The sequence below is a fragment of the Fontisubflavum oceani genome, assembly GCF_030407165.1.
GTDB lineage: Bacteria > Pseudomonadota > Alphaproteobacteria > Rhodobacterales > Rhodobacteraceae > Rhodophyticola > Rhodophyticola oceani.
Window position 1 is genome coordinate 1,292,358 of the sequence record NZ_CP129111.1, and the last position, 18,244, is coordinate 1,310,601.

At 61.0% G+C, this 18,244-nt stretch carries 18 protein-coding genes and 1 pseudogene; 16 read left to right on the forward strand and 3 right to left on the reverse strand.

The window, feature by feature from the left end:
- Positions 1–5: 5 nt before the first annotated feature.
- From QTA57_RS06605 to QTA57_RS06620, 4 genes are all read left to right on the forward strand, one after another.
- Positions 6–1,190: an amino acid aminotransferase gene (locus tag QTA57_RS06605; protein WP_290154197.1), complete on the forward strand. Its 1,185-nt coding sequence runs from the start codon at positions 6–8 to the stop codon at positions 1,188–1,190.
- 93 nt (positions 1,191–1,283) lie between these two features.
- A complete protein-coding gene (locus QTA57_RS06610; protein ID WP_290154198.1) occupies positions 1,284–1,907 on the forward strand; it encodes a queuosine precursor transporter in 624 nt (207 codons plus the stop codon).
- Between the two features lie 303 nt (positions 1,908–2,210).
- Positions 2,211–2,630, forward strand: coding sequence for an alternative ribosome rescue aminoacyl-tRNA hydrolase ArfB (gene arfB / locus QTA57_RS06615; RefSeq protein WP_290154199.1), 420 nt, complete (start codon positions 2,211–2,213; stop codon positions 2,628–2,630).
- A 90-nt stretch (positions 2,631–2,720) separates the two neighbouring features.
- Positions 2,721–3,647, forward strand: coding sequence for an L-lactate dehydrogenase (locus QTA57_RS06620; protein ID WP_290154200.1), 927 nt, complete (start codon positions 2,721–2,723; stop codon positions 3,645–3,647).
- A 284-nt stretch (positions 3,648–3,931) separates the two neighbouring features.
- On the opposite strand, the gene QTA57_RS06625 is transcribed toward QTA57_RS06620, so the two are convergent.
- The gene (locus tag QTA57_RS06625; protein WP_290154201.1) at positions 3,932–4,636 is read right to left on the reverse strand and encodes an NYN domain-containing protein; all 705 of its coding nucleotides are present in this window, start codon (positions 4,634–4,636) and stop codon (positions 3,932–3,934) included.
- Positions 4,637–4,916: 280 nt separating this feature from the next.
- Here QTA57_RS06625 and QTA57_RS06630 point away from each other — a divergent pair, with 280 nt between their 5' ends.
- Positions 4,917–5,303, forward strand: coding sequence for a hypothetical protein (locus QTA57_RS06630; RefSeq protein ID WP_290154202.1), 387 nt, complete (start codon positions 4,917–4,919; stop codon positions 5,301–5,303).
- Here QTA57_RS06630 and pncB read toward each other — a convergent pair.
- The gene (gene pncB / locus QTA57_RS06635) at positions 5,300–6,592 is read right to left on the reverse strand and encodes a nicotinate phosphoribosyltransferase (RefSeq protein WP_290154203.1); all 1,293 of its coding nucleotides are present in this window, start codon (positions 6,590–6,592) and stop codon (positions 5,300–5,302) included. The two genes, QTA57_RS06630 and pncB, sit on opposite strands and share 4 nt — an antisense overlap.
- A 304-nt stretch (positions 6,593–6,896) precedes the next feature.
- Between pncB and pyk the strand changes: the two genes are divergently transcribed.
- From pyk to QTA57_RS06690, 11 genes and pseudogenes are all read left to right on the forward strand, one after another.
- Positions 6,897–8,348, forward strand: a complete 1,452-nt coding sequence (gene pyk / locus QTA57_RS06640) for a pyruvate kinase (RefSeq protein ID WP_290154204.1) — start codon at positions 6,897–6,899, stop codon at positions 8,346–8,348.
- 34 nt (positions 8,349–8,382) lie between these two features.
- Complete coding sequence (locus QTA57_RS06645) at positions 8,383–8,586, forward strand: hypothetical protein (protein WP_171567029.1); 204 nt, start codon at positions 8,383–8,385, stop codon at positions 8,584–8,586.
- 107 nt (positions 8,587–8,693) lie between these two features.
- A complete protein-coding gene (rpmI, locus tag QTA57_RS06650) occupies positions 8,694–8,894 on the forward strand; it encodes a 50S ribosomal protein L35 (protein WP_145214645.1) in 201 nt (66 codons plus the stop codon).
- 13 nt (positions 8,895–8,907) lie between these two features.
- A complete protein-coding gene (rplT, locus tag QTA57_RS06655) occupies positions 8,908–9,267 on the forward strand; it encodes a 50S ribosomal protein L20 (protein ID WP_145214648.1) in 360 nt (119 codons plus the stop codon).
- Positions 9,268–9,411: 144 nt separating this feature from the next.
- A pseudogene (gene pheS, locus QTA57_RS06660) lies at positions 9,412–10,483 on the forward strand (phenylalanine--tRNA ligase subunit alpha).
- Positions 10,484–10,486: 3 nt separating this feature from the next.
- On the forward strand, positions 10,487–11,011 hold the full coding sequence (locus QTA57_RS06665; protein WP_290154206.1) for a hypothetical protein: 525 nt from the start codon (positions 10,487–10,489) through the stop codon (positions 11,009–11,011).
- Between the two features lie 743 nt (positions 11,012–11,754).
- Positions 11,755–12,261 (forward strand): hypothetical protein, encoded by a 507-nt coding sequence (locus tag QTA57_RS06670; protein ID WP_290154207.1) that lies wholly within the window; start codon positions 11,755–11,757, stop codon positions 12,259–12,261.
- A gap of 84 nt (positions 12,262–12,345) precedes the next feature.
- Positions 12,346–14,754, forward strand: coding sequence for a phenylalanine--tRNA ligase subunit beta (gene pheT, locus QTA57_RS06675; protein WP_290154208.1), 2,409 nt, complete (start codon positions 12,346–12,348; stop codon positions 14,752–14,754).
- Between the two features lie 3 nt (positions 14,755–14,757).
- A complete protein-coding gene (locus QTA57_RS06680) occupies positions 14,758–15,195 on the forward strand; it encodes a GNAT family N-acetyltransferase (RefSeq protein ID WP_290154209.1) in 438 nt (145 codons plus the stop codon).
- 15 nt (positions 15,196–15,210) lie between these two features.
- Positions 15,211–15,660, forward strand: a complete 450-nt coding sequence (locus QTA57_RS06685) for a YtoQ family protein (RefSeq protein ID WP_290154210.1) — start codon at positions 15,211–15,213, stop codon at positions 15,658–15,660.
- 48 nt (positions 15,661–15,708) lie between these two features.
- Complete coding sequence (locus QTA57_RS06690; protein ID WP_290154211.1) at positions 15,709–17,328, forward strand: GMC family oxidoreductase; 1,620 nt, start codon at positions 15,709–15,711, stop codon at positions 17,326–17,328.
- 6 nt (positions 17,329–17,334) lie between these two features.
- On the opposite strand, the gene QTA57_RS06695 is transcribed toward QTA57_RS06690, so the two are convergent.
- Entirely contained in the window at positions 17,335–18,105 is a 771-nt protein-coding gene (locus QTA57_RS06695) for an SDR family NAD(P)-dependent oxidoreductase (RefSeq protein ID WP_290154212.1), read from the reverse strand.
- Between the last annotated feature and the right edge of the window lie 139 nt (positions 18,106–18,244).

The window sequence follows — 18,244 nt, forward strand, 5'->3', positions numbered from 1 at the left end:
ACACCATGTTTGAGACACTGACCCCGCCCGAGACCGATCAAATTCTGCGCATCATGGCGCTTTATGCCGCCGATGAGCGCCCGCAAAAGGTTGATCTAGGCGTTGGCGTGTATCGCACCGCCGATGGGCGGACACCGGTTATGGCCGCGGTCAAGCAGGCCGAAGAGCGGATTTGGCAAAGCCAGGAAACAAAGAGTTATCTGGGACTGGCGGGTGATCCAGGGTTTCACGCCGTCATGCGCGACTTGATCCTTGGCAATACGGTACCAGCGTCGCGGGTGGCTGCGCTGGCCACGCCGGGCGGCACCGGGGCCGTGCGGCAGATTCTCGAGCTGACCCGCAACCTCACGCCGGATGCGACCGTCTGGATCAGCGACCCATCCTGGCCCAATCACCGCTCAATTGCCGGGTATCTTGGCCTGAACCTGCGGCTCTATCGCTATTATGACCCTGAAACCGGCGGGTTGGATCGCGACGGGATGATGGGAGATTTGGCTGAGGCGAAGCCGGGCGATGTGGTGCTGCTGCATGGTTGCTGCCACAACCCGTCGGGTGTCGAGCTATCGTTGCAAGACTGGCGGGATGTGGGCGCGCTGCTGCAGCGCACCGGTGCGATTCCGTTTGTTGACATCGCTTATCAGGGCTTTGGCGAGGGACTTGAGGAGGATGCGGCGGGCACCCGTATCTTGGCGGGTATGCTGCCGGAAGTGTTGATCGCCGCCAGCTGCTCAAAGAATTTCGGGCTTTATCGTGACCGCGTCGGGATCGCCTTTGCGATCACGGCGGATGACAAAACCCAAGCCAAAGCACAGGCGACATTGGCGTTCCTCAACCGACAGAATTATTCCTTCCCGCCGGATCACGGCGCGCGGGTGGTGGAGACGATCCTCACCGATCCGGCCCTTACCGAGACCTGGCGAACGGAGCTCAGAGAGATGCGCGAGGGGATGAGTGCCACGCGGCAATCGATCGCCGAGGCTTTGCGGGCCGAGACGGGCTCGGACCGGTTCGGCTTTCTGGCCAGCAATCGCGGCATGTTCTCGCTGATCGGCGCCACGCCCGAGCAGGTGGAAACCCTGCGCGACGAGCATGCGATTTATGTGGTGGGCGACGGGCGGATGAACATCGCCGGTCTGACACCCGACAGCATCCCCTATGTGGCGCGCGCGGTGGCAAAGGTGATGGGCTAAAGACCCTTGTCAGACGGGCGGAAGGGGCGTATTGCGCGCCATCGCCCGATTATGGGCCAAGTCTCCGACCACCTTGTCAAAACGGAAAACAACATGAACCGCACGTATTTGCCTGGCATTTTGGCCATGGCGTCGATTGTCGTCGCCTCCAACATCCTCGTCCAATTCCTTTTCGGCCAGTGGCTGACCTGGGGGGCGTTTACCTATCCGCTGGCCTTCCTGGTCACCGATGTCATGAACCGCGTCTATGGCGTGACTGCTGCCCGGCGCGTTGTTTTCGTTGGGTTTTTGGTCGGCGTTGCTTGCTCGCTGATTGGGACGCAGATCATGGGCGAGTTCGGCCCGCTGGTCACGCTCCGCATCGCGATGGGCTCCGGTCTGGCCTTCCTGACCGCGCAGCTTTTGGACGTCGCCATCTTTGACCGGATGCGCGACGGCATTTGGTGGAAAGCGCCGGTTTTCTCAACGATCATTGGGTCTTCGGTGGATACGGCGCTCTTCTTCACCATCGCCTTCTCGGCCAGTCTGACCTTCCTTGAGCCGGGCAATGACGTGTCCTGGGCCGGAGAGATGTTGCCGATGCTTGGGGCCGGGCCGGTGGCGCCGCTTTGGGTCTCGCTCGCCTTCGCGGATTGGCTGGTGAAACTGTCGCTGGCGATCCTGGCGCTGATTCCGTTCCGCATCCTCACCCGCCGATTATTGGCACATGTCGCATAATTTCTTTTGACAAACACAAAATCTGTGGCAGGCTCACCTCAACAGCAACCAAATGAAAGGAGGTGATCCAGTGTCTAGAGAGGTATTGGAGAATGGCGTCGGGACAGCTTGGGAGGATCGCCGCTAGGCAACCCTAGGGGGCGAACCCCATCCCAGGTGGACCAGCGGTCCTGACCGCGCCCACCTCCTGATTTCTCGAAAAGGGTCGTGCCATTGGTACGGCCCTTTTTGGTGCCGAAATTGCTGTATGGATTTGGTATGGATCCCGTATGGAAATGATACAGACGCGAATGAGGGCGGCCCATGCTGCGCATCACCGACCAGATCAGCCTTGAAGACTGGGAACTGACCGAGAGCTTTACCCGCGCCTCGGGCCCGGGTGGGCAGAATGTGAACAAGGTCTCGACGGCGGTGGAGCTGCGGTTTGAAGCTGAGCGCTCGCCCAACCTGTCCGACGCAGTGAAGCGACGGCTGCGGCGGCTGGCCGGATCGCGCTGGACCAAAGACGGGGCGGTGGTGATCTTCGTGCAAGAAACCCGGCACCAGGCGCGGAACCGAGAGATCGCGCGAGAGCGGTTGGCGGAGCTGGTGCGCCGGGCGACGGTGGTGCCGAAACGGCGGCGGCCGACCAAACCGACCCGCGGCTCGGTCGAACGGCGGCTGAAGGCGAAAAAGGCGCGCGGCGACGTGAAAGCGTTGCGGGGACGGACCGAGACGGAGTGAGTGACGGCAAGTCTCGGCGCAGCGACGACTCGCCGTCTTCTTTCTGCGCCACTCCCCCTAAGTTGTGGAAAACATCGCAGGAGGCCTCTCATGAAAATCGGAATCGTTGGCGCAGGTATGGTCGGATCGGCAGCGGCCTTCGCCATGGTGATGCGGGGGATCGGCTCGCGGATCGTGTTGGTCGATCTCGACGAGAAACGCGCGCAGGCGGAGGCGGAGGACATCGCCCATGCGGTGCCCTTTGCGCATCCAGTGATGGTTGAGGCGGGCGGTTACGAGGATTTGGCGGGCGCGGCGGTGGTCATTCTGGCAGCGGGTGTGAGCCAGAAACCGGGGGAGACGCGGATTCAGCTTCTGTCGCGCAACGCGGCGGTGTTTGAGGCCGTGGTGGGCCAGGTGATGGCGGCGGCACCCGAGGCGATCCTCTTGGTGGCGTCGAACCCGGTGGACATCATGGGGCAGATCACGCAGCGGATTTCGGGGCTGGCCCCGGGTCGCGTGATTGGCTCTGGCACGATCTTGGATACGGCTCGGTTCCGTTGGCTCTTGGGCCGACATCTGGGGATCGCGCCGCGCTCGGTCCATGCCTATGTCCTTGGCGAACATGGGGATTCGGAGGTGCTGGCCTGGTCGAATGCCCGGGTCGGCTCGGTCGAATTGACCTCATTCGCGGCGCAGGTGGGCGCGGCGCTGACGGCGGATGTGCGGGCGCGGATCGACACCGGTGTGCGGCGTGCGGCCTATACGATTATCGAGGGCAAAGGCGCGACCTGGTACGGGATCGGCGCCGGCCTGGCGCGGATCGTGAACGCCGTGATCGCGGATGAACAGGCGGTTTTGTCGGTCAGTTGCGTGTCGGATGTGCTGGGCGTGGACCAGGTCGCCTGCTCCCTCCCGCGGGTCGTCGGGCGGGATGGCGTGGTCGCGGAGCTGATGCCGGATTTGTCGCCGGAAGAGACAGAGGGGCTGCGGGCGAGTGCGGCGATGCTGAAAGGGTGGGTGGAGGAGGTGGGGTAGGTGGGGTGCGCAACCCGCACACGGGCTGTACACACCCTGTGCATACGGATGGGTGCGGATTTGAGGGGTAGCGTTGGGGTCAGATCGCCGGGTTTGGGGTGGATGGCCCGGTATGGGTCTGATACGTGAACGGCAAGTGGGGTTGGAACTGTTGCGGTACAACGATGGCCCGAAACCTTGGGTGGCGACGAGGCGAGCTAAAATGACGGTGTAGCGACCGATCAAGGCGAAGAAGGCGTGGGGCAGGTGAAAGCGTTTTGGGGAGCGTGCGGAGTGTTGCCGGTTTATCTCCAGTCAGCAGGACACGTAACGTGCCGACCATTGTCTTTGATTACTGAGTTCGGAAACTGGCAGTTTTCTAGCAGATGCGTTCGCACGTGTTGGACCCGAGTAGCAGCGTCCTCTAGTTTACGAGCGAGTGGTGCAAAGTCGCCTCCGCGTTCTGGAGCCGGGGGCACTAGAACCACATTTTTTCCGTATTCTTCGGTGGACAGTCGAATGGCTTCTGTAAGATCAGAGTCATTGCTTACAACAAAAGCCGTATCGTACTCGTCTCGAACGGCATCATGTAGGAGATGTACGGCTAGCTTTACGTCGCTTTCTTTCTCTTGTGCTACAGTTGCTTTGAGCAGGTCGGGCATTACAGACGGTGCAGCAATGCCGGTCGGCCGCGTCTCAAATGGATCGCACGGTTTTACCCAGCGCTCCTTCACGGCAAACTTGCCAACGTGCAGGCGCAGCTTCGGACGTAGGGTTCTTAGTGCTTGTAGGTAGGTGGCTTGTCGGATTTGGCCTTCGCGATCAATTTTGCCCGCGACGTGAGCTGTATAGTACTCAATTTGAACTACTTCACCGACGCCGGTTGCGAGGCGTTCAGAAAAGGCAACAACGTTGAGCCATCTGAGGTGGCGGCTTTTCTTGAGGCGCCCCTCATACAAGTTAAAGCCATCAATGTAGAACTTGCATCTGCTCATTACGCTGCGGGCCACAAGGTTGCCCCCGTGGCCCGCACACGCGAAGCTAAGCTACGCGTACTTTCGAACATAGAGGTACAGGCGAGAAGGTATCGATTCAACGGAGTTGTAACGATCCTCTCACCATTAAGCAAGAAAAAGAGCTTCTCTGATCAGACATTATGCATTAAGAGCTATGCTCTTAATGCATAATGTCTGCGGCTGAAATTGTCAACCCTATACTCTGTAATCTTTGGTATTTCCCTACGGATTTTTTGTAGTATGTTGCACAAGGATTTTCCGCAACGAGAGCAAAATGGACCAAGTTGATGACCGATACGAACGACGCCTTCTAGATGAGTTAAAGAAGGTGGACCAAAAGATAGCAAGGCTCAGCAATGAACGGGATGCGCTCATTAGGCTATTGTCGCGCGCTCGGGTAGAGCGCCATGCAGATGGTGATCGCACGATTTTGCGCTCAACAAGCATCGACCGCATAGCGGTTGAAACAAAAATCCTTCAATTTCTCGGAGATCGCGCTGAACCTGCCGCCGCAAGGGATATCTACGAAGCCGCAATTGCGGTGTTCCCGGGGCTCAAAGAAAGCACCTTTCGATCACACATGCATCGTTTGAAGCAGAAAGGAAAAATTGAACCGGTAGCTAAAGCGAGAGGGCGCTGGAAGCTTAGCCCCAGCACCTAAACCACAACCTCCACCCGTTCCTGCTCGCCCACCCCAAACACCCGCTTATACCGCGCGATCTCGGCCTCCGGCCCCATCGCCTTCTCGGGGTTGTCGCTCAGCTTCACGGTCGGCGTGCCATTTGCCGCCACAGCTTTACACACCAGCGAAAACGGGGCCAGGGCGTCGTCAGGGACGAGGCCTCGGAAGTCGTTGGTCAGGAGGGTGCCCCAGCCGAAGCTGACCCGGACGCGGCCGGCGAATTGGGCGTGGAGCTCCTCGATCTTGCCGACGTCCAGCCCGTCGGAGAAGATCACCAGTTTCTCGCGCGGGTCTTCGCCACGGGCCTTCCACCAGGCGATTGCGGTTTCGGCGCCCTTGGCGGGGTCGCCGCTGTCGATGCGCATGCCGGTCCATTTGGTGAGCCAATCGGGCGCGTGGGCCAGGAAGCCGCGCGTGCCGAAGGTGTCGGGCAGGATGATGCGCAGGTTGCCGTCATGTTCGTCGTGCCAATCGGAGAGCACGTCATAGGGCGCGGCCGCCAGCGCCTCGTCGGTCTCGGCCAGCGCGGCATAGACCATGGGCAGTTCATGGGCGTTGGTGCCGATGGCCTCCAGGTCGCGGTTTTTGGCGATCAGGCAGTTGGACGTGCCAGCGAAGGCGTCGCCGAGGCCCTCTTGCATCGCCTGCACGCACCAATCCTGCCAGAGGAAGGAGTGGCGGCGTCTTGTGCCGAAATCGGCGACGCGGAGGCCATCGATGGCTTTCAGGCGCGCGACCTTTTCCCAAAGCTTGGTCATGGCGCGGGCATAGAGGACCTGCAACTCAAACTTACCCATGTCGCGCAGGACAGCGCGGGAGCGGAGTTCCATCAGCACGGCGAGCGCGGGGATTTCCCAGAGCATCACCTCGGGCCAGGTGCCCTCAAACGTCAGCTCATATTGGTCGCCGACCCGTTCCAGGTGGTAAGGCGGCAGTTGCAGCGCCTCGAACCAATCCATGAATTCGGGCGTGAACATCTGTCGTTTGCCATAGAAGGTGTTGCCGCGCATCCAGGTGCTTTCGCCGCGGCGGAGGCGCAGGGTGCGGATATGGTCAAGCTGTTCGCGCAATTCGCCCTCGTCGATCAGGCGGGCAAGCGGGATGCGTTTGGTGCGGTTGATCAGCGAGAAGGTGACTTGTGTGTCGGGGCGGTTGCGGAACACCGACTGGCACATCAGGAGTTTGTAGAAATCCGTGTCGATCAGGGAGCGGACGATCGGGTCGATCTTCCATTTGTGATTGTAGACGCGGGTGGCGATGTCGACCATGGGCCTGTCCTCCTGCGTGTGAGTTAGAGCGCAAGGGGCGGGCGGTGTCGAGGTAGGAAACCTTGGCCCATTTCCGGGGAGATGTGGCGGCGTCTGGGGTGGTGGTCACGAAACAATTCGGTCATGTGGGTCTGATAGGGCTATGGTGTGAGTTCGACGAACGGATCTGCGACCGGACCCAATGGCCACAGAGGTTGGACCATGGCCGGACGCTCAGTTGTCCTGGCCCGGGTTTTCGGCCATAGCTGACCAAACGCCGATGTGAGCGCTACCATCCGACCGGAAAAAGGGACTTTGCTATTTCATGAGACGCCTGCGCAACGTGAAAATTGTCGCCACCTTGGGCCCTGCGTCCAACGACTACGAAATGATCCGAGCGCTGTTTGAGGCGGGGGCGGATGTGTTTCGCCTCAATATGAGCCATGGCGATCATGACGAGATCCGCAAACGGCATGAGATCATCCGGCAGATTGAGCAAGAGTTGGACAGCCCGATTGCCATTCTGGCCGATTTGCAGGGGCCAAAACTGCGCTGTGTGTGTGTTGCGAATGATCACGGCTTTGACATGGAGGATGGCGCGGCGTTTCGGTTCGATCTGGACGAGACGCCGGGCGACACGACGCGGGTGCAGCTTCCGCATCCGGAGATTTTCGCAGCCCTGGCACCTGGCGCGCATCTCTTGGTCAATGACGGCAAGGTGAAGCTGAGGGTCGAGACCTGCGGCGCGGATTTCGCCGAGTGCGTGGTTGTGGCGGGCGGGCCGATCTCCAACCGCAAGGGTGTGAATGTGCCCGATGTGGTGCTGCCGCTGGCGGCCTTGTCAGATAAAGACCGGCGCGATTTGGAGTTTGTCTGCGAATTGGGCGTAGACTGGCTGGCGCTGAGCTTTGTGCAGCGCAAAGAAGATGTGGAGGAGGCGCGCGGTCTCGCCAAAGGCCGCGCCGCGATCCTGTCGAAGATCGAGAAACCAGCAGCGGAGAAGGCGTTTGACGAAATCCTGACGGCCTCGGATGGGATTATGGTGGCGCGCGGAGATCTGGGCGTGGAGTTGCCGGTGCAGAATGTGCCGCCGATCCAGAAACGTCTGGTGCGCAAATGCCGCGCGGCGGCCAAGCCGGTGATCGTGGCGACGCAGATGTTGGAAAGCATGATCGAAAGCCCGGTGCCGACCCGCGCCGAGGTCTCGGATGTGGCGACCGCGATCTATGAAGGTGCAGATGCTGTGATGTTGAGCGCCGAATCTGCGGCAGGCGGCTATCCGATCGAAGCCGTGAACACGATGAACAACGTCGCCATCGAGGTCGAGGCCGACCCGACCTATCACGAGATCATGCGCGCCTCGCGCCATGTGAAACGTTCGTCGGTGGCCGATGGCATCGTGGCCTCGGCGCGGGAGATCGCGGAGACCACGGATATCAAAGCGATTTGTTGCTTCACCCAATCAGGTAATACCGCGAGTTTGGTGGCGCGCGAGCGGCCCTCGGTGCCGATTTTGGCGCTGACCCCGCTGACCCATGTGGCGCGGCGGCTCTGTCTGACATGGGGCACCAATTGTTTCATCACGGCCGGTGAAGTGAGCCGGTTCAAACTGGCCGTGGTCTCGGCGGCGCGGGCCGCGCGCGAGGGGGGATTTGCCTCAGAAGAGGAGCAAATCGTTGTTACCGCCGGTGTGCCCTTTAATGTTCAGGGCACAACGAATATCATCAGGGTCGCGCCTGTGGCCGAGAGGCTGATTTACGCAACCGAGCCGGATTGACGCCCATTTGACAGTTCCTCACGATATTCTGCTTGTGATCGCCACGCTGGTTACGGGATTGGCGCTTGCGTCGATCTTCTCGGCTTGGGCGGACAAGATATGGCCGGTGCGTTCGATCATCAGCTTGGTGATCGCCTTGGGCCTCTTCGCTTTTGTGCATCTGCAGACGGCCGAGGGGCTGACGCTGGTCTCTGTGCCGGATGCCTTCGTCTCGGTTGCGGCGCGTATCCTGAACTGACCCCTTGCGCGGGCGCGCAATCGGCGCTACATCGCGCTTTCTTATCGGTGCGGCCGGCCAATTGGCATGCCGAGTCGCGCCTGAACCGACCCGAATAGGAGACGGAAATGCCGAAGATGAAGACAAAGTCGAGCGCCAAGAAGCGCTTCAAGGTGACGGCCTCTGGCCGCGTGAAATCCGCTCAGGCGGGCAAACGGCACGGGATGATCAAGCGGACGAACAAGTTTCTCCGCAACGCGCGGGGGACGACGACCTTGTCCGCTCCCGACGAGAAGATCGTCAAATCCTACATGCCCTACGCGCGCTAAGGAGGTCTGAGATATGTCCCGCACCAAAGGTGGAACCGTCACCCATCGCCGTCACAAGAAGATCGTGGACCAGGCCAAAGGCTATTATGGCCGCCGGTCGACGAACTTCAAAACCGCGACCCAGGCCGTCGACAAGGCCAACCAATACGCGACCCGCGACCGGAAGAACCGCAAGCGGCAGTTCCGCGCGCTGTGGATTCAGCGGATCAACGCCGCCGTGCGTGCCCATGACGAGGCGCTGACCTATTCGCGCTTCATCAACGGCCTGTCACTGGCCGGGATCGAAGTGGACCGTAAGGTGCTGGCCGATCTGGCTGTGCATGAACCCGAGGCGTTTGGGGCCATTGTGGCCCAGGCCAAGGCCGCGCTCTAACCTGCGCGTTCGCCTTAACAGAGCTTTGGGCCCCGTCGCCGGTTGATCCGGCAGCGGGGCCTTTTTATTTTCGGGCTTTGGTGCCCGGCTTGCAATCGAAGGGTGCTGTGATAGCTGACACCCGAACGGATATGGAGACCTGAGATGGACGGGTTGGACACGCTGCGGGGCGGTTGGCTTGAGCGCATTGCGGGGGCGGCGGATGAGGCGGCCCTTGAGGAGATGCGGGTGGCCGCGCTGGGCAAGAAGGGCGAGATCAGCCTGAAAATGCGCGAGTTGGGTAAGATGACGCCCGAGGAGCGGCAAGTGGCCGGCCCGGCGCTGAACGCGCTGAAAGACGAGGTGAACAGCGCTTTGGCTGCGAAGAAAGCCGCGCTCGGCGATGCGGCCTTGGACGAGCGGCTGAAGGGCGAGTGGCTCGACGTGACCTTGCCGTCGCGCCACCGGCGGCAGGGCACGATCCATCCGGTCAGCCAGGTCACCGAAGAAGTCACCGCGATTTTCGCCGATATGGGCTTCGCCGTGGCCGAGGGGCCGCAGATCGAGACCGATTGGTACAACTTCGACGCGCTGAACATCCCCGGCCACCACCCGGCGCGGGCCGAGATGGACACGTTCTACACCCACCGGCGCGAGGGGGATAACCGCCCGCCGCATGTGCTGCGCACCCATACCTCGCCGGTGCAGATCCGGCATATGGAGGCCCATGGCGCGCCTTGCCGGGTGATCTGCCCGGGCCGGGTCTATCGCGCCGATTACGACCAGACCCATACGCCGATGTTCCATCAGGTCGAAGGCTTGGCGATTGACCGTGATATCTCCATGGCGAACCTGAAATGGGTGCTGGAGGAGTTCTTCTCCGCCCTTCGGCACCAAGGTCACGACCCGGTTCCGCGCCTCGCATTTCCCCTTCACCGAACCCTCGGCGGAAGTGGATATCCAGTGTTCCTGGGAAGGCGGCACGGTGAAGGTCGGCGAGGGCGACGATTGGCTGGAAGTGCTGGGCTCCGGCATGGTGCATCCCAACGTGATGCGCTCGGGCGGGATCGACCCGGACGACTGGCAAGGCTTTGCCTTCGGCATGGGCATCGACCGGATCGCGATGCTGAAATACGGGATTCCTGATCTGCGGGCGTTTTTTGATAGCGATCTGCGGTGGTTGCGGCATTATGGGTTCGCGGCGCTGGAGGTGCCTGCGGTTCATAGCGGGGTGTGAAGAATGTGGTGGTCAGTAGTTGCATCCGCGATTGCTGCTGGAGCCGCCCTGATTATTGCGTTTCGAGGATATGCCCGGCAGAGAAATCTCGATCGGATCCACGAGCTAGGGAACGAGCGACGTTTGCTTTATCGTCGTTTTTCGGCATCCTCAGCGGATCTTTTGTACCGCTTAGGACAGGGGCCGGGTTTCACATTCAATGAAATAGAACACCTTCACGAATGCGAACTGGTAGTAGAAGAGCTTCTTGTAAGTGTTCCAGATGAGATCGCGAACGCGGTTTTGGACTTCCAGCGCAGCCTCGATAACTATCAGGCTGAACTAGATGATGGTACTGAAGACGGTGCTTGGATACTGAGTGCGGCCGTTGCCGAGCAGCGAAGGACGGTTCTGTATTTGATGCGCAAAGACACTTTCGCAAACACGAACTTGGATGCCGAGTTGTTTGCAGAAGAGGCCTCTTCGCGCCTTGGATTACTGCGTAAGTTGCCCAACATAGCAGGGCAAGGAGAAGTCCCGCCCGAATAGCGCTGAAAGCGCCGGGCGAGCGCCTGCCCGTTCCGGCGGGCTGGCGCTTTGGTGGAGGTTCGCGCTCCGCTTCGTCTTCGGATGTGCTTGGCGGGTATAAAGCACCCTGAACGGATGTTGCGGCGCCATCCCACGGGCAGGTGCTCGCCCGGCTTGCGCTCAAATCAGTGCCCGGGAAGTACGGACGTTTTCGATAGCAGCCTCGTCAGTGGCAGTGTACGCGCCCGACGCTGTTATCCATATGGCAACACTGCCCTGGGGGCGAGCTGCGCCGACAGCCGCCGCCATGTTCCATGATGCTGATGCCGTCGCCGATCTCGATCTTCGCCGCCGAGTGGACGGGTGTCGCTCCACCTGCAAAGAGGCTGGAGACTGCAAAGGCGCATACAAAACCTAATCGTGTCATGGGATCCTCGTTACCGTTAACCAATCATTAATCACCTTCAGGACGCGCATCAGTAATACAACCGCCTATTGGGCTATCCTTTTGGAGTCTGCATGTTTTCCTATTCATTTTGCAACCAAGTACCTCGACTCCCGATTGGATGACCGCCGCTTCAACGCCGTCAGATGCTCGTTACCCAACTGGCGTTGTGCCCCAAATCTAGAATACTTGCGTCGATCCGCGTCTCCTCTACCTTCTCCCTCGACCCGCAGGAGAGATAAGCCATGGTCCATCCACTGTCGCCGCCTTTGCCCCCTATCGTCTCCACAAGGGATGTAGCCGCAAAGGATCGCCGCGCATGAAATCCGCCCTCTCGCTGCAACACATGGTTCAGATCATGGACCGCGCCTTGATGCCCGACGCGTCGCATCTGGTGCTGACCCCGGTTTGTCTCGATATCGAGGCGGATGTGGGGACGATGGATATGGATCAGGAGGAAGCGCGGCAGATCATGGCGGAGATCGACGCGAAATCCTCCGCGCTTTTGGCCGTGCTTGCGATTATCCTCGCCACATCGGCCTTTATCTTCTCACTCGATCAGCGATGGCTGACTCTGCTCCTGATGTTCGGACAGATCGTCAGCATTTCGATCTCGATCCTCTTCCTGCTCCGCTGTCTGATCTATGAGCCGTCGCCGCGCCTGCGCCATGTGTTCGAGATGAGCCAGGTTGCCGCCGATTTCCATCTGCAGATCGAGGCGATCAAACAGGTGCGCTATTTCAACCGGGTGATCGTGCTGACCGTGATCACCTGCGTCTTGTTTTTCGTCATGTCGATGATCGTTGGGATTGATGCGATGATGTGAGCCTTTCGCGGCTCCGGCGCGCGGGTTTTCATCCCTTCACACATAGGCTATCGCTCTGCCGAGAAGTGAGATGAGAGCGGACCTATGAAATTCACCCTGTCCTGGCTGAAAGACCATCTGGAGACCGAGGCCACCGTTGACGAGATCGCAGAAACCCTGACCGATCTGGGTCTGGAGGTCGAAGGCGTGGAGGATCGCGCCGCGCGGCTCAAGGATTTCACCATCGGCAAGGTGGTGAGTGCGGAGAAGCATCCCGATGCGGACCGGTTGCGGGTCTGTCAGGTCGAGACGGATGAGGGTGTGAAGCAGATCATCTGCGGCGCGCCCAATGCGCGGGAAGGGATCACGGTCGTGGTTGCGAAACCGGGCGTTTATGTGCCGGGGATCGATACGACGATTGGTGTGGGCAAGATCCGTGGGATCGAGAGCTTCGGCATGATGGCCTCCGAGCGCGAGATGGAGCTGTCCGAAGAGCATGACGGCATCATTGAATTGCCAAGTGGTGAGGTCGGCGCGCGGTTCATCGATTGGTTGGCCGAGCATGACCCGGCCAAGGTCGATCCGGTGATCGAGATCGCGATCACGCCGAACCGGCAGGATGCGCTGGGCGTGCGTGGGATTGCGCGGGATTTGGCGGCGCGCGGTTTGGGTGTGCTGAAGCCGCAGGAGATCGCGCCGGTGCCGGGCGTCTTCGACAGCCCCATTGGTGTGACGATTGAGGACGATACGCTGCCGGGCTGTCCGCATTTCACCGGGCGGGTGATCCGGGGTGTCAAAAACGGGCCGTCGCCGGAGTGGCTGCAAGATCGGCTGCGCGCGATTGGGCTGCGGCCGATTTCGGCGCTGGTCGATATCACCAATTTCTACACCTACGATCTGAACCGGCCCTTGCATGTGTTTGATGCCGATAAGGTGTCGGGCGATCTGAGAGTCTATCGCGCGTCGGGTGGTGAGACGATCATGGCGCTGGATGACAAGGAATACAGCTTCCTTGAGGGGCAGATGGTCATTGGCGATGACAAGGGCCCGGAAAGCATTGCCGGTGTGATGGGCGGGGCCGAGACCGGCTGCACCGAAGAAACGGTGAACGTCTTTGTCGAAAGCGCCTTTTGGGATGAGATCGAGATTGCCCATACGGGGCGGGCGCTGAAGATCAATTCCGACGCCCGCTATCGCTTTGAGCGTGGTGTGGACCCGGAGTTCACGTTGCCGGGGTTGGAAGCGGCGACGCAGATGGTGCTGGACCTCTGCGGCGGGGAGCCGTCGCATGTGGTGGAGGCCGGTGCGCCGTTGCAGACTGCGCGGAGCTATCATCTGAACACCGCGCGGGTGATCAGCCTGGTTGGGATGGAAATCCCGAAGGAAGATCAGATCCGCTATCTGACCGCGCTTGGCTTCTCGGCCACGGGCAAGGGCGATGTGCTGGAGGTTTGGGTGCCAAGCTGGCGGCGGGATGTTCAGGGCGAAGCCGATCTTGTGGAAGAAGTGGCGCGAATGGCCTCGCTGACCAAACTGGAGCCGCAGCCGATGCGGCGGCCAAAGCCGGGTGTGCCGAAGCCGGTGCTGACGTCGATGCAGCGGCGCGAGGGCACGGCGCGGCGAACCATGGCGGCGCTCGGCTACAACGAATGCGTGACCTATAGCTTCATTGATCGGGCTAGTGCTGAGCTTTTCGGCGGTGGCGATGATGCGACGATGCTGGAGAACCCGATTTCGTCGGAGATGAGCCATATGCGGCCCGCGCTTCTGCCCGGCTTGCTGCAGGCGGCGGCGCGGAACCAAGCGCGCGGGATGATGGACCTCGCTCTCTTCGAAGTTGGCGCGGCGTTTCATGGCGGCGAACCGGGGGAGCAAAACCTGCAGGCAACGGGCCTTCTGATCGGTCAGACCGGTCCGCGTGATCCGCATGGTGCACGGCGGTCGGTCGATCTTTACGATGTGAAGGCCGATGCCGAAGCGGTGCTGTCGGCGATTGGCGCGCCCGCCAAAGTCCAGATTTTGCGCGGCGCGCGGGAGTGGTGGCACCCCGGGCGGCATGGGATGATCTGCCTCGGGCCGAAGAAGGTCTTGGGCGTGTTTGGCGAATTGCACCCGAAAATCCTGGCCGCGATGGATGTGAAGGGCCCGGCGATGGCCTTCACGCTCTGGCCCGGCGAGGTGCCGATGCCGCGCGCGTCGGGGGCCAGCCGGGGCGCATTGGCGATCAGCGATCTGCAAGCCGTGGAACGCGATTTCGCCTTTGTGGTGGATGCCGATATGGAGGCGCTGAACCTGGTCAATGCGGCCGCGGGTGCCGACAAAGCCTTGATCGAAGAGGTGCGGGTGTTCGACGAGTTCATCGGCGGGTCCTTGGGCGAGGGACGGAAGTCCATCGCGCTCACCGTGCGGATGCAACCGCGTGACAAGACCCTGACCGAGGATGAGATCGAAGCCGTGGGCGCGAAGATCGTCGAGAAGGTCGGCAAAGCCACAGGCGGGGTGCTGCGAGGCTAGAGCGTGGCCTGGACCATCCGGCCTGCGACGGCTGCTGATGTCGACGCATTAACCGCGGCGGTTGCGGCAGCCTATGCGCCCGCGCTGGCGCGAGGCATTGCGTTGCCGCCAGTGACCGAGGGGCTTGCGGAGGATATCCGCGACCATCTGGTCTTAGTGGCGGCTCAGGAGGGGGATGTGGCTGGCGGCGCGGTTGTCGTGATCGCTGGGGATCATGCCAAGCTGGCCAATCTGGCGGTAGACCCGCGTTTTGGTGGGCAGGGGCTGGGCCGGGTCTTGATCGACGCAGGAGAGGCGGCGGCGCGGGCCCAAGGTTTGGCTGAGATGCGGCTCGTCACGCATCGCTTGATGCCGGAAAATGTCACGCTTTATGAGCGGTTTGGATACGGCGTCACAGAGCGCGATGGCGACAAGATCTATATGATGAAGAGACTCAGGTAAAAGAAAGGGCGGGATATGGCGTTGAAGGTTTATCTGTCGGGGGAAATCCACACCGATTGGCGGGAGCAGATCGTGGCGGGGGCCAAAGGGCTGGATGTCACGTTTAGCGGCCCGGTCACCGATCATGCGGCCAGTGATGATTGCGGCGTCGCGATCCTGGGCACGGAGCCGAACAAGTTCTGGCACGACCACAAGGGCGCGAAGGTGAATGCGATCCGCACGCGGATGGGGATTGAGCAGGCCGATGTGGTCGTGGTGCGGTTTGGCGAGCAATATAAGCAGTGGAACGCGGCCTTTGATGCCGGTATGGCCGCCGCTCTCGGCAAATCGCTGATCGTGCTGAGCCGACCGGAGCATCAGCATCCGTTGAAAGAAGTGCATGGTGCGGCGCTGGCCGTGACCGAAGAGCCGCGTCAGGTGGTCGAGATTTTGCGCTATGTCCTGACGGGCGCACTCCCTGGGTAACGCGACGTTTCGCTTTGCTCAGGTGCTGATGGGCGTAGCGTGGGGCACATGGAATTTGACTATGTGATCGTGGGCGGCGGTTCGGCGGGATGTGTGCTGGCCGCGCGCCTGTCGGAGGACCCGGACACGTCGGTTTGCCTGGTCGAGGCTGGCGGCGGCGGGCGAGATATCTTTATCCGCGCGCCTGCCCTTGTGGCGACGATGGTATCGGGCCGCCCGAAGATCAACAATTGGGCGTTTCAGACCGAACCGCAGCCAGAGTTGAACGGGCGGCGCGGGTTTCAACCGCGTGGCAAAACGCTTGGCGGCTCGTCGGCGATCAATGCGATGCTCTATGTCCGGGGGCATAAGGCGGATTATGACGAATGGGCGGCTTTGGGCTGCGATGGCTGGGATTGGGCCAGCGTGCTGCCCTATTTCCGTCGCTCAGAGCGGTTCGCGGGCGGGGCCGATGCGCTTCATGGCGACGCGGGGCCGCTACAGGTTGGGCCGCAGAGCGCGCCGCGCAAAATCTCCCATGCCTTCCTGGAGGCTTGCGAGAGCCTGCAAATTCGCAAGACCGACGATTTCAATGGCGACCGGCAAGAGGGGGCCGGGTTCTACCATGTGACGCAGTTTCAGGACGGGCCGCAGAAGGGCGAACGCTGTTCGGCGGCGGCGGCCTATCTGTTTCCGGCGATGGGGCGACCTAATTTGACGGTGCTGACCCGCGCGCTGACCGAGAAAGTTCTTTTAGAAGATGGTCGCGCCACGGGCGTTCAAATCAAGCGGCGCGGGCGGCTTGAGGGTCTGAAGGCACGGCGCGAGGTGATCCTGAGTGCGGGGGCCTTTGGGTCGCCGCAGCTCTTGATGCTGTCGGGGATTGGACCGGCGGTGGAACTGGCTGCGCAGGGTATTCCGGTGCTTCATGACGCGCCGGGCGTCGGGCAGAACCTGCAAGACCACCTGGATTATGTGCTGTCTTATCGCTCACGTCGACGGGATGTGGTTGGGTTGAACCCGCGCGGTTTGGCTCGGTTGGGCAAAGCGGGCCTTCGCTGGCGGAAGACCGGGCAGGGGCTCTTTGCCTCACCGATGGCGGAAAGCGGGGCGTTTTTGCGCTCTGATCCGGGGTTGGACCGGCCCGATCTGCAAATCCATTTCGTGATCGGGATTGTTGATGAACATATGCGGAAACTGCATCTAAGTGACGGCTATTCCTGCCATATCTGCGTGTTGCGACCGGAGTCGACAGGCCATGTGGGCCTCCAAAGCGCCAACCCTGCCGCACCGCCACGGATTGATCCGGCCTTCCTGAGCGACAGGCGCGATTTGGAGGCGTTGATGCGCGGCGCGCGGATCATGGAGCAGATTATGGAGGCGGATGCGCTCACCCCTTGGCGCGGTGCGCAACTCTATGCCCATGACGGCAGTGATGCGGCGCTTGAGGCGGATATCCGGGCCCGCGCCGATACGATCTACCACCCGGTTGGCACCTGTCGGATGGGCGCGGATTCGGATTCTGTTGTGGACATCGAGGCCCGGGTCAGAGGCGTCGATGGGTTGCGCGTGGTCGATGCCTCGATCATGCCGAAGCTCATTGGTGGGAACACAAATGCCCCCACCATGATGATGGCCGAGAAGGTTGCCGACCTGATCCAACCGGGCCTCAGACCAATGCCGTCCTGAGCAAGATCAGCCCGCGGCCATGCCGCCATCGACCGGGTATTGTGCGCCGGTAATGAAGCGCGACTCGTCAGAGGCCAGAAACAGGACCAGATTGGCGACATCCGTCGCCTCGCCATAGCGGCCAAGCGGGATCGACTGTTCGAGTTGCGCCTTTACCTCGCCGCCATGGCCGGGGCTGAAGCCATCTTCGAGCGAGCGCATCATCCGCGTGTTGATCGGCGAGGGATGAACGGAGTTGACCCGCACATTGGCTGGTGCGGCCTCAATCGCCGCTGCCCGGGTCATACCGACCACGGCGTGTTTCGACGTGATGTAGGGCGCGAGGTTCGGGCTGCCTTTCAGGCCCGCGATGGAGGACATGTTGATGATACTGCCGCCGCCTTGCCCGGCCATGACTGGCAAGACATGCTGCAAACCGAGAAAGGCGCCGCGCACATTGACCGCGATGACCTTGTCGAAATCTTCGATCTTCTGATCCGCCAGCGGCGCGACTTTACCCTCGATGCCGGCGTTGTTGAAGAAGATGTCGATACGGCCAAACCGTTCAACAGTTTGATCAACATAGGATTTTGTTGCATCGACTGATGAGACATCGGCCGCGATTGTGAGCACATCTTCGGGCTGCCCCAAATCTTCTGCGGCCTTGTCCAATTCCGCCTGATCAAGATCGACAAGAGCCAGTTTGGCGCCCTCTTTCAGAAACAGATGTGCCGTTTGCAACCCGATCCCGGCGGCACCGCCGGTGATCAAGGCGATCTTCCCGCTTAGTCGTGCCATGCAGGTCTCCCTTTCCCTTGTGCTTGTTGCCAGGGAAGGCACCGTTCGGCATGTCGCGCAAGGCGGCGGAGCAGGGCCATTCCCTCACATCAAAACATGTGGATTGGCGGCACTGTTTTTTAGGGAGTTGCAGAAGGCA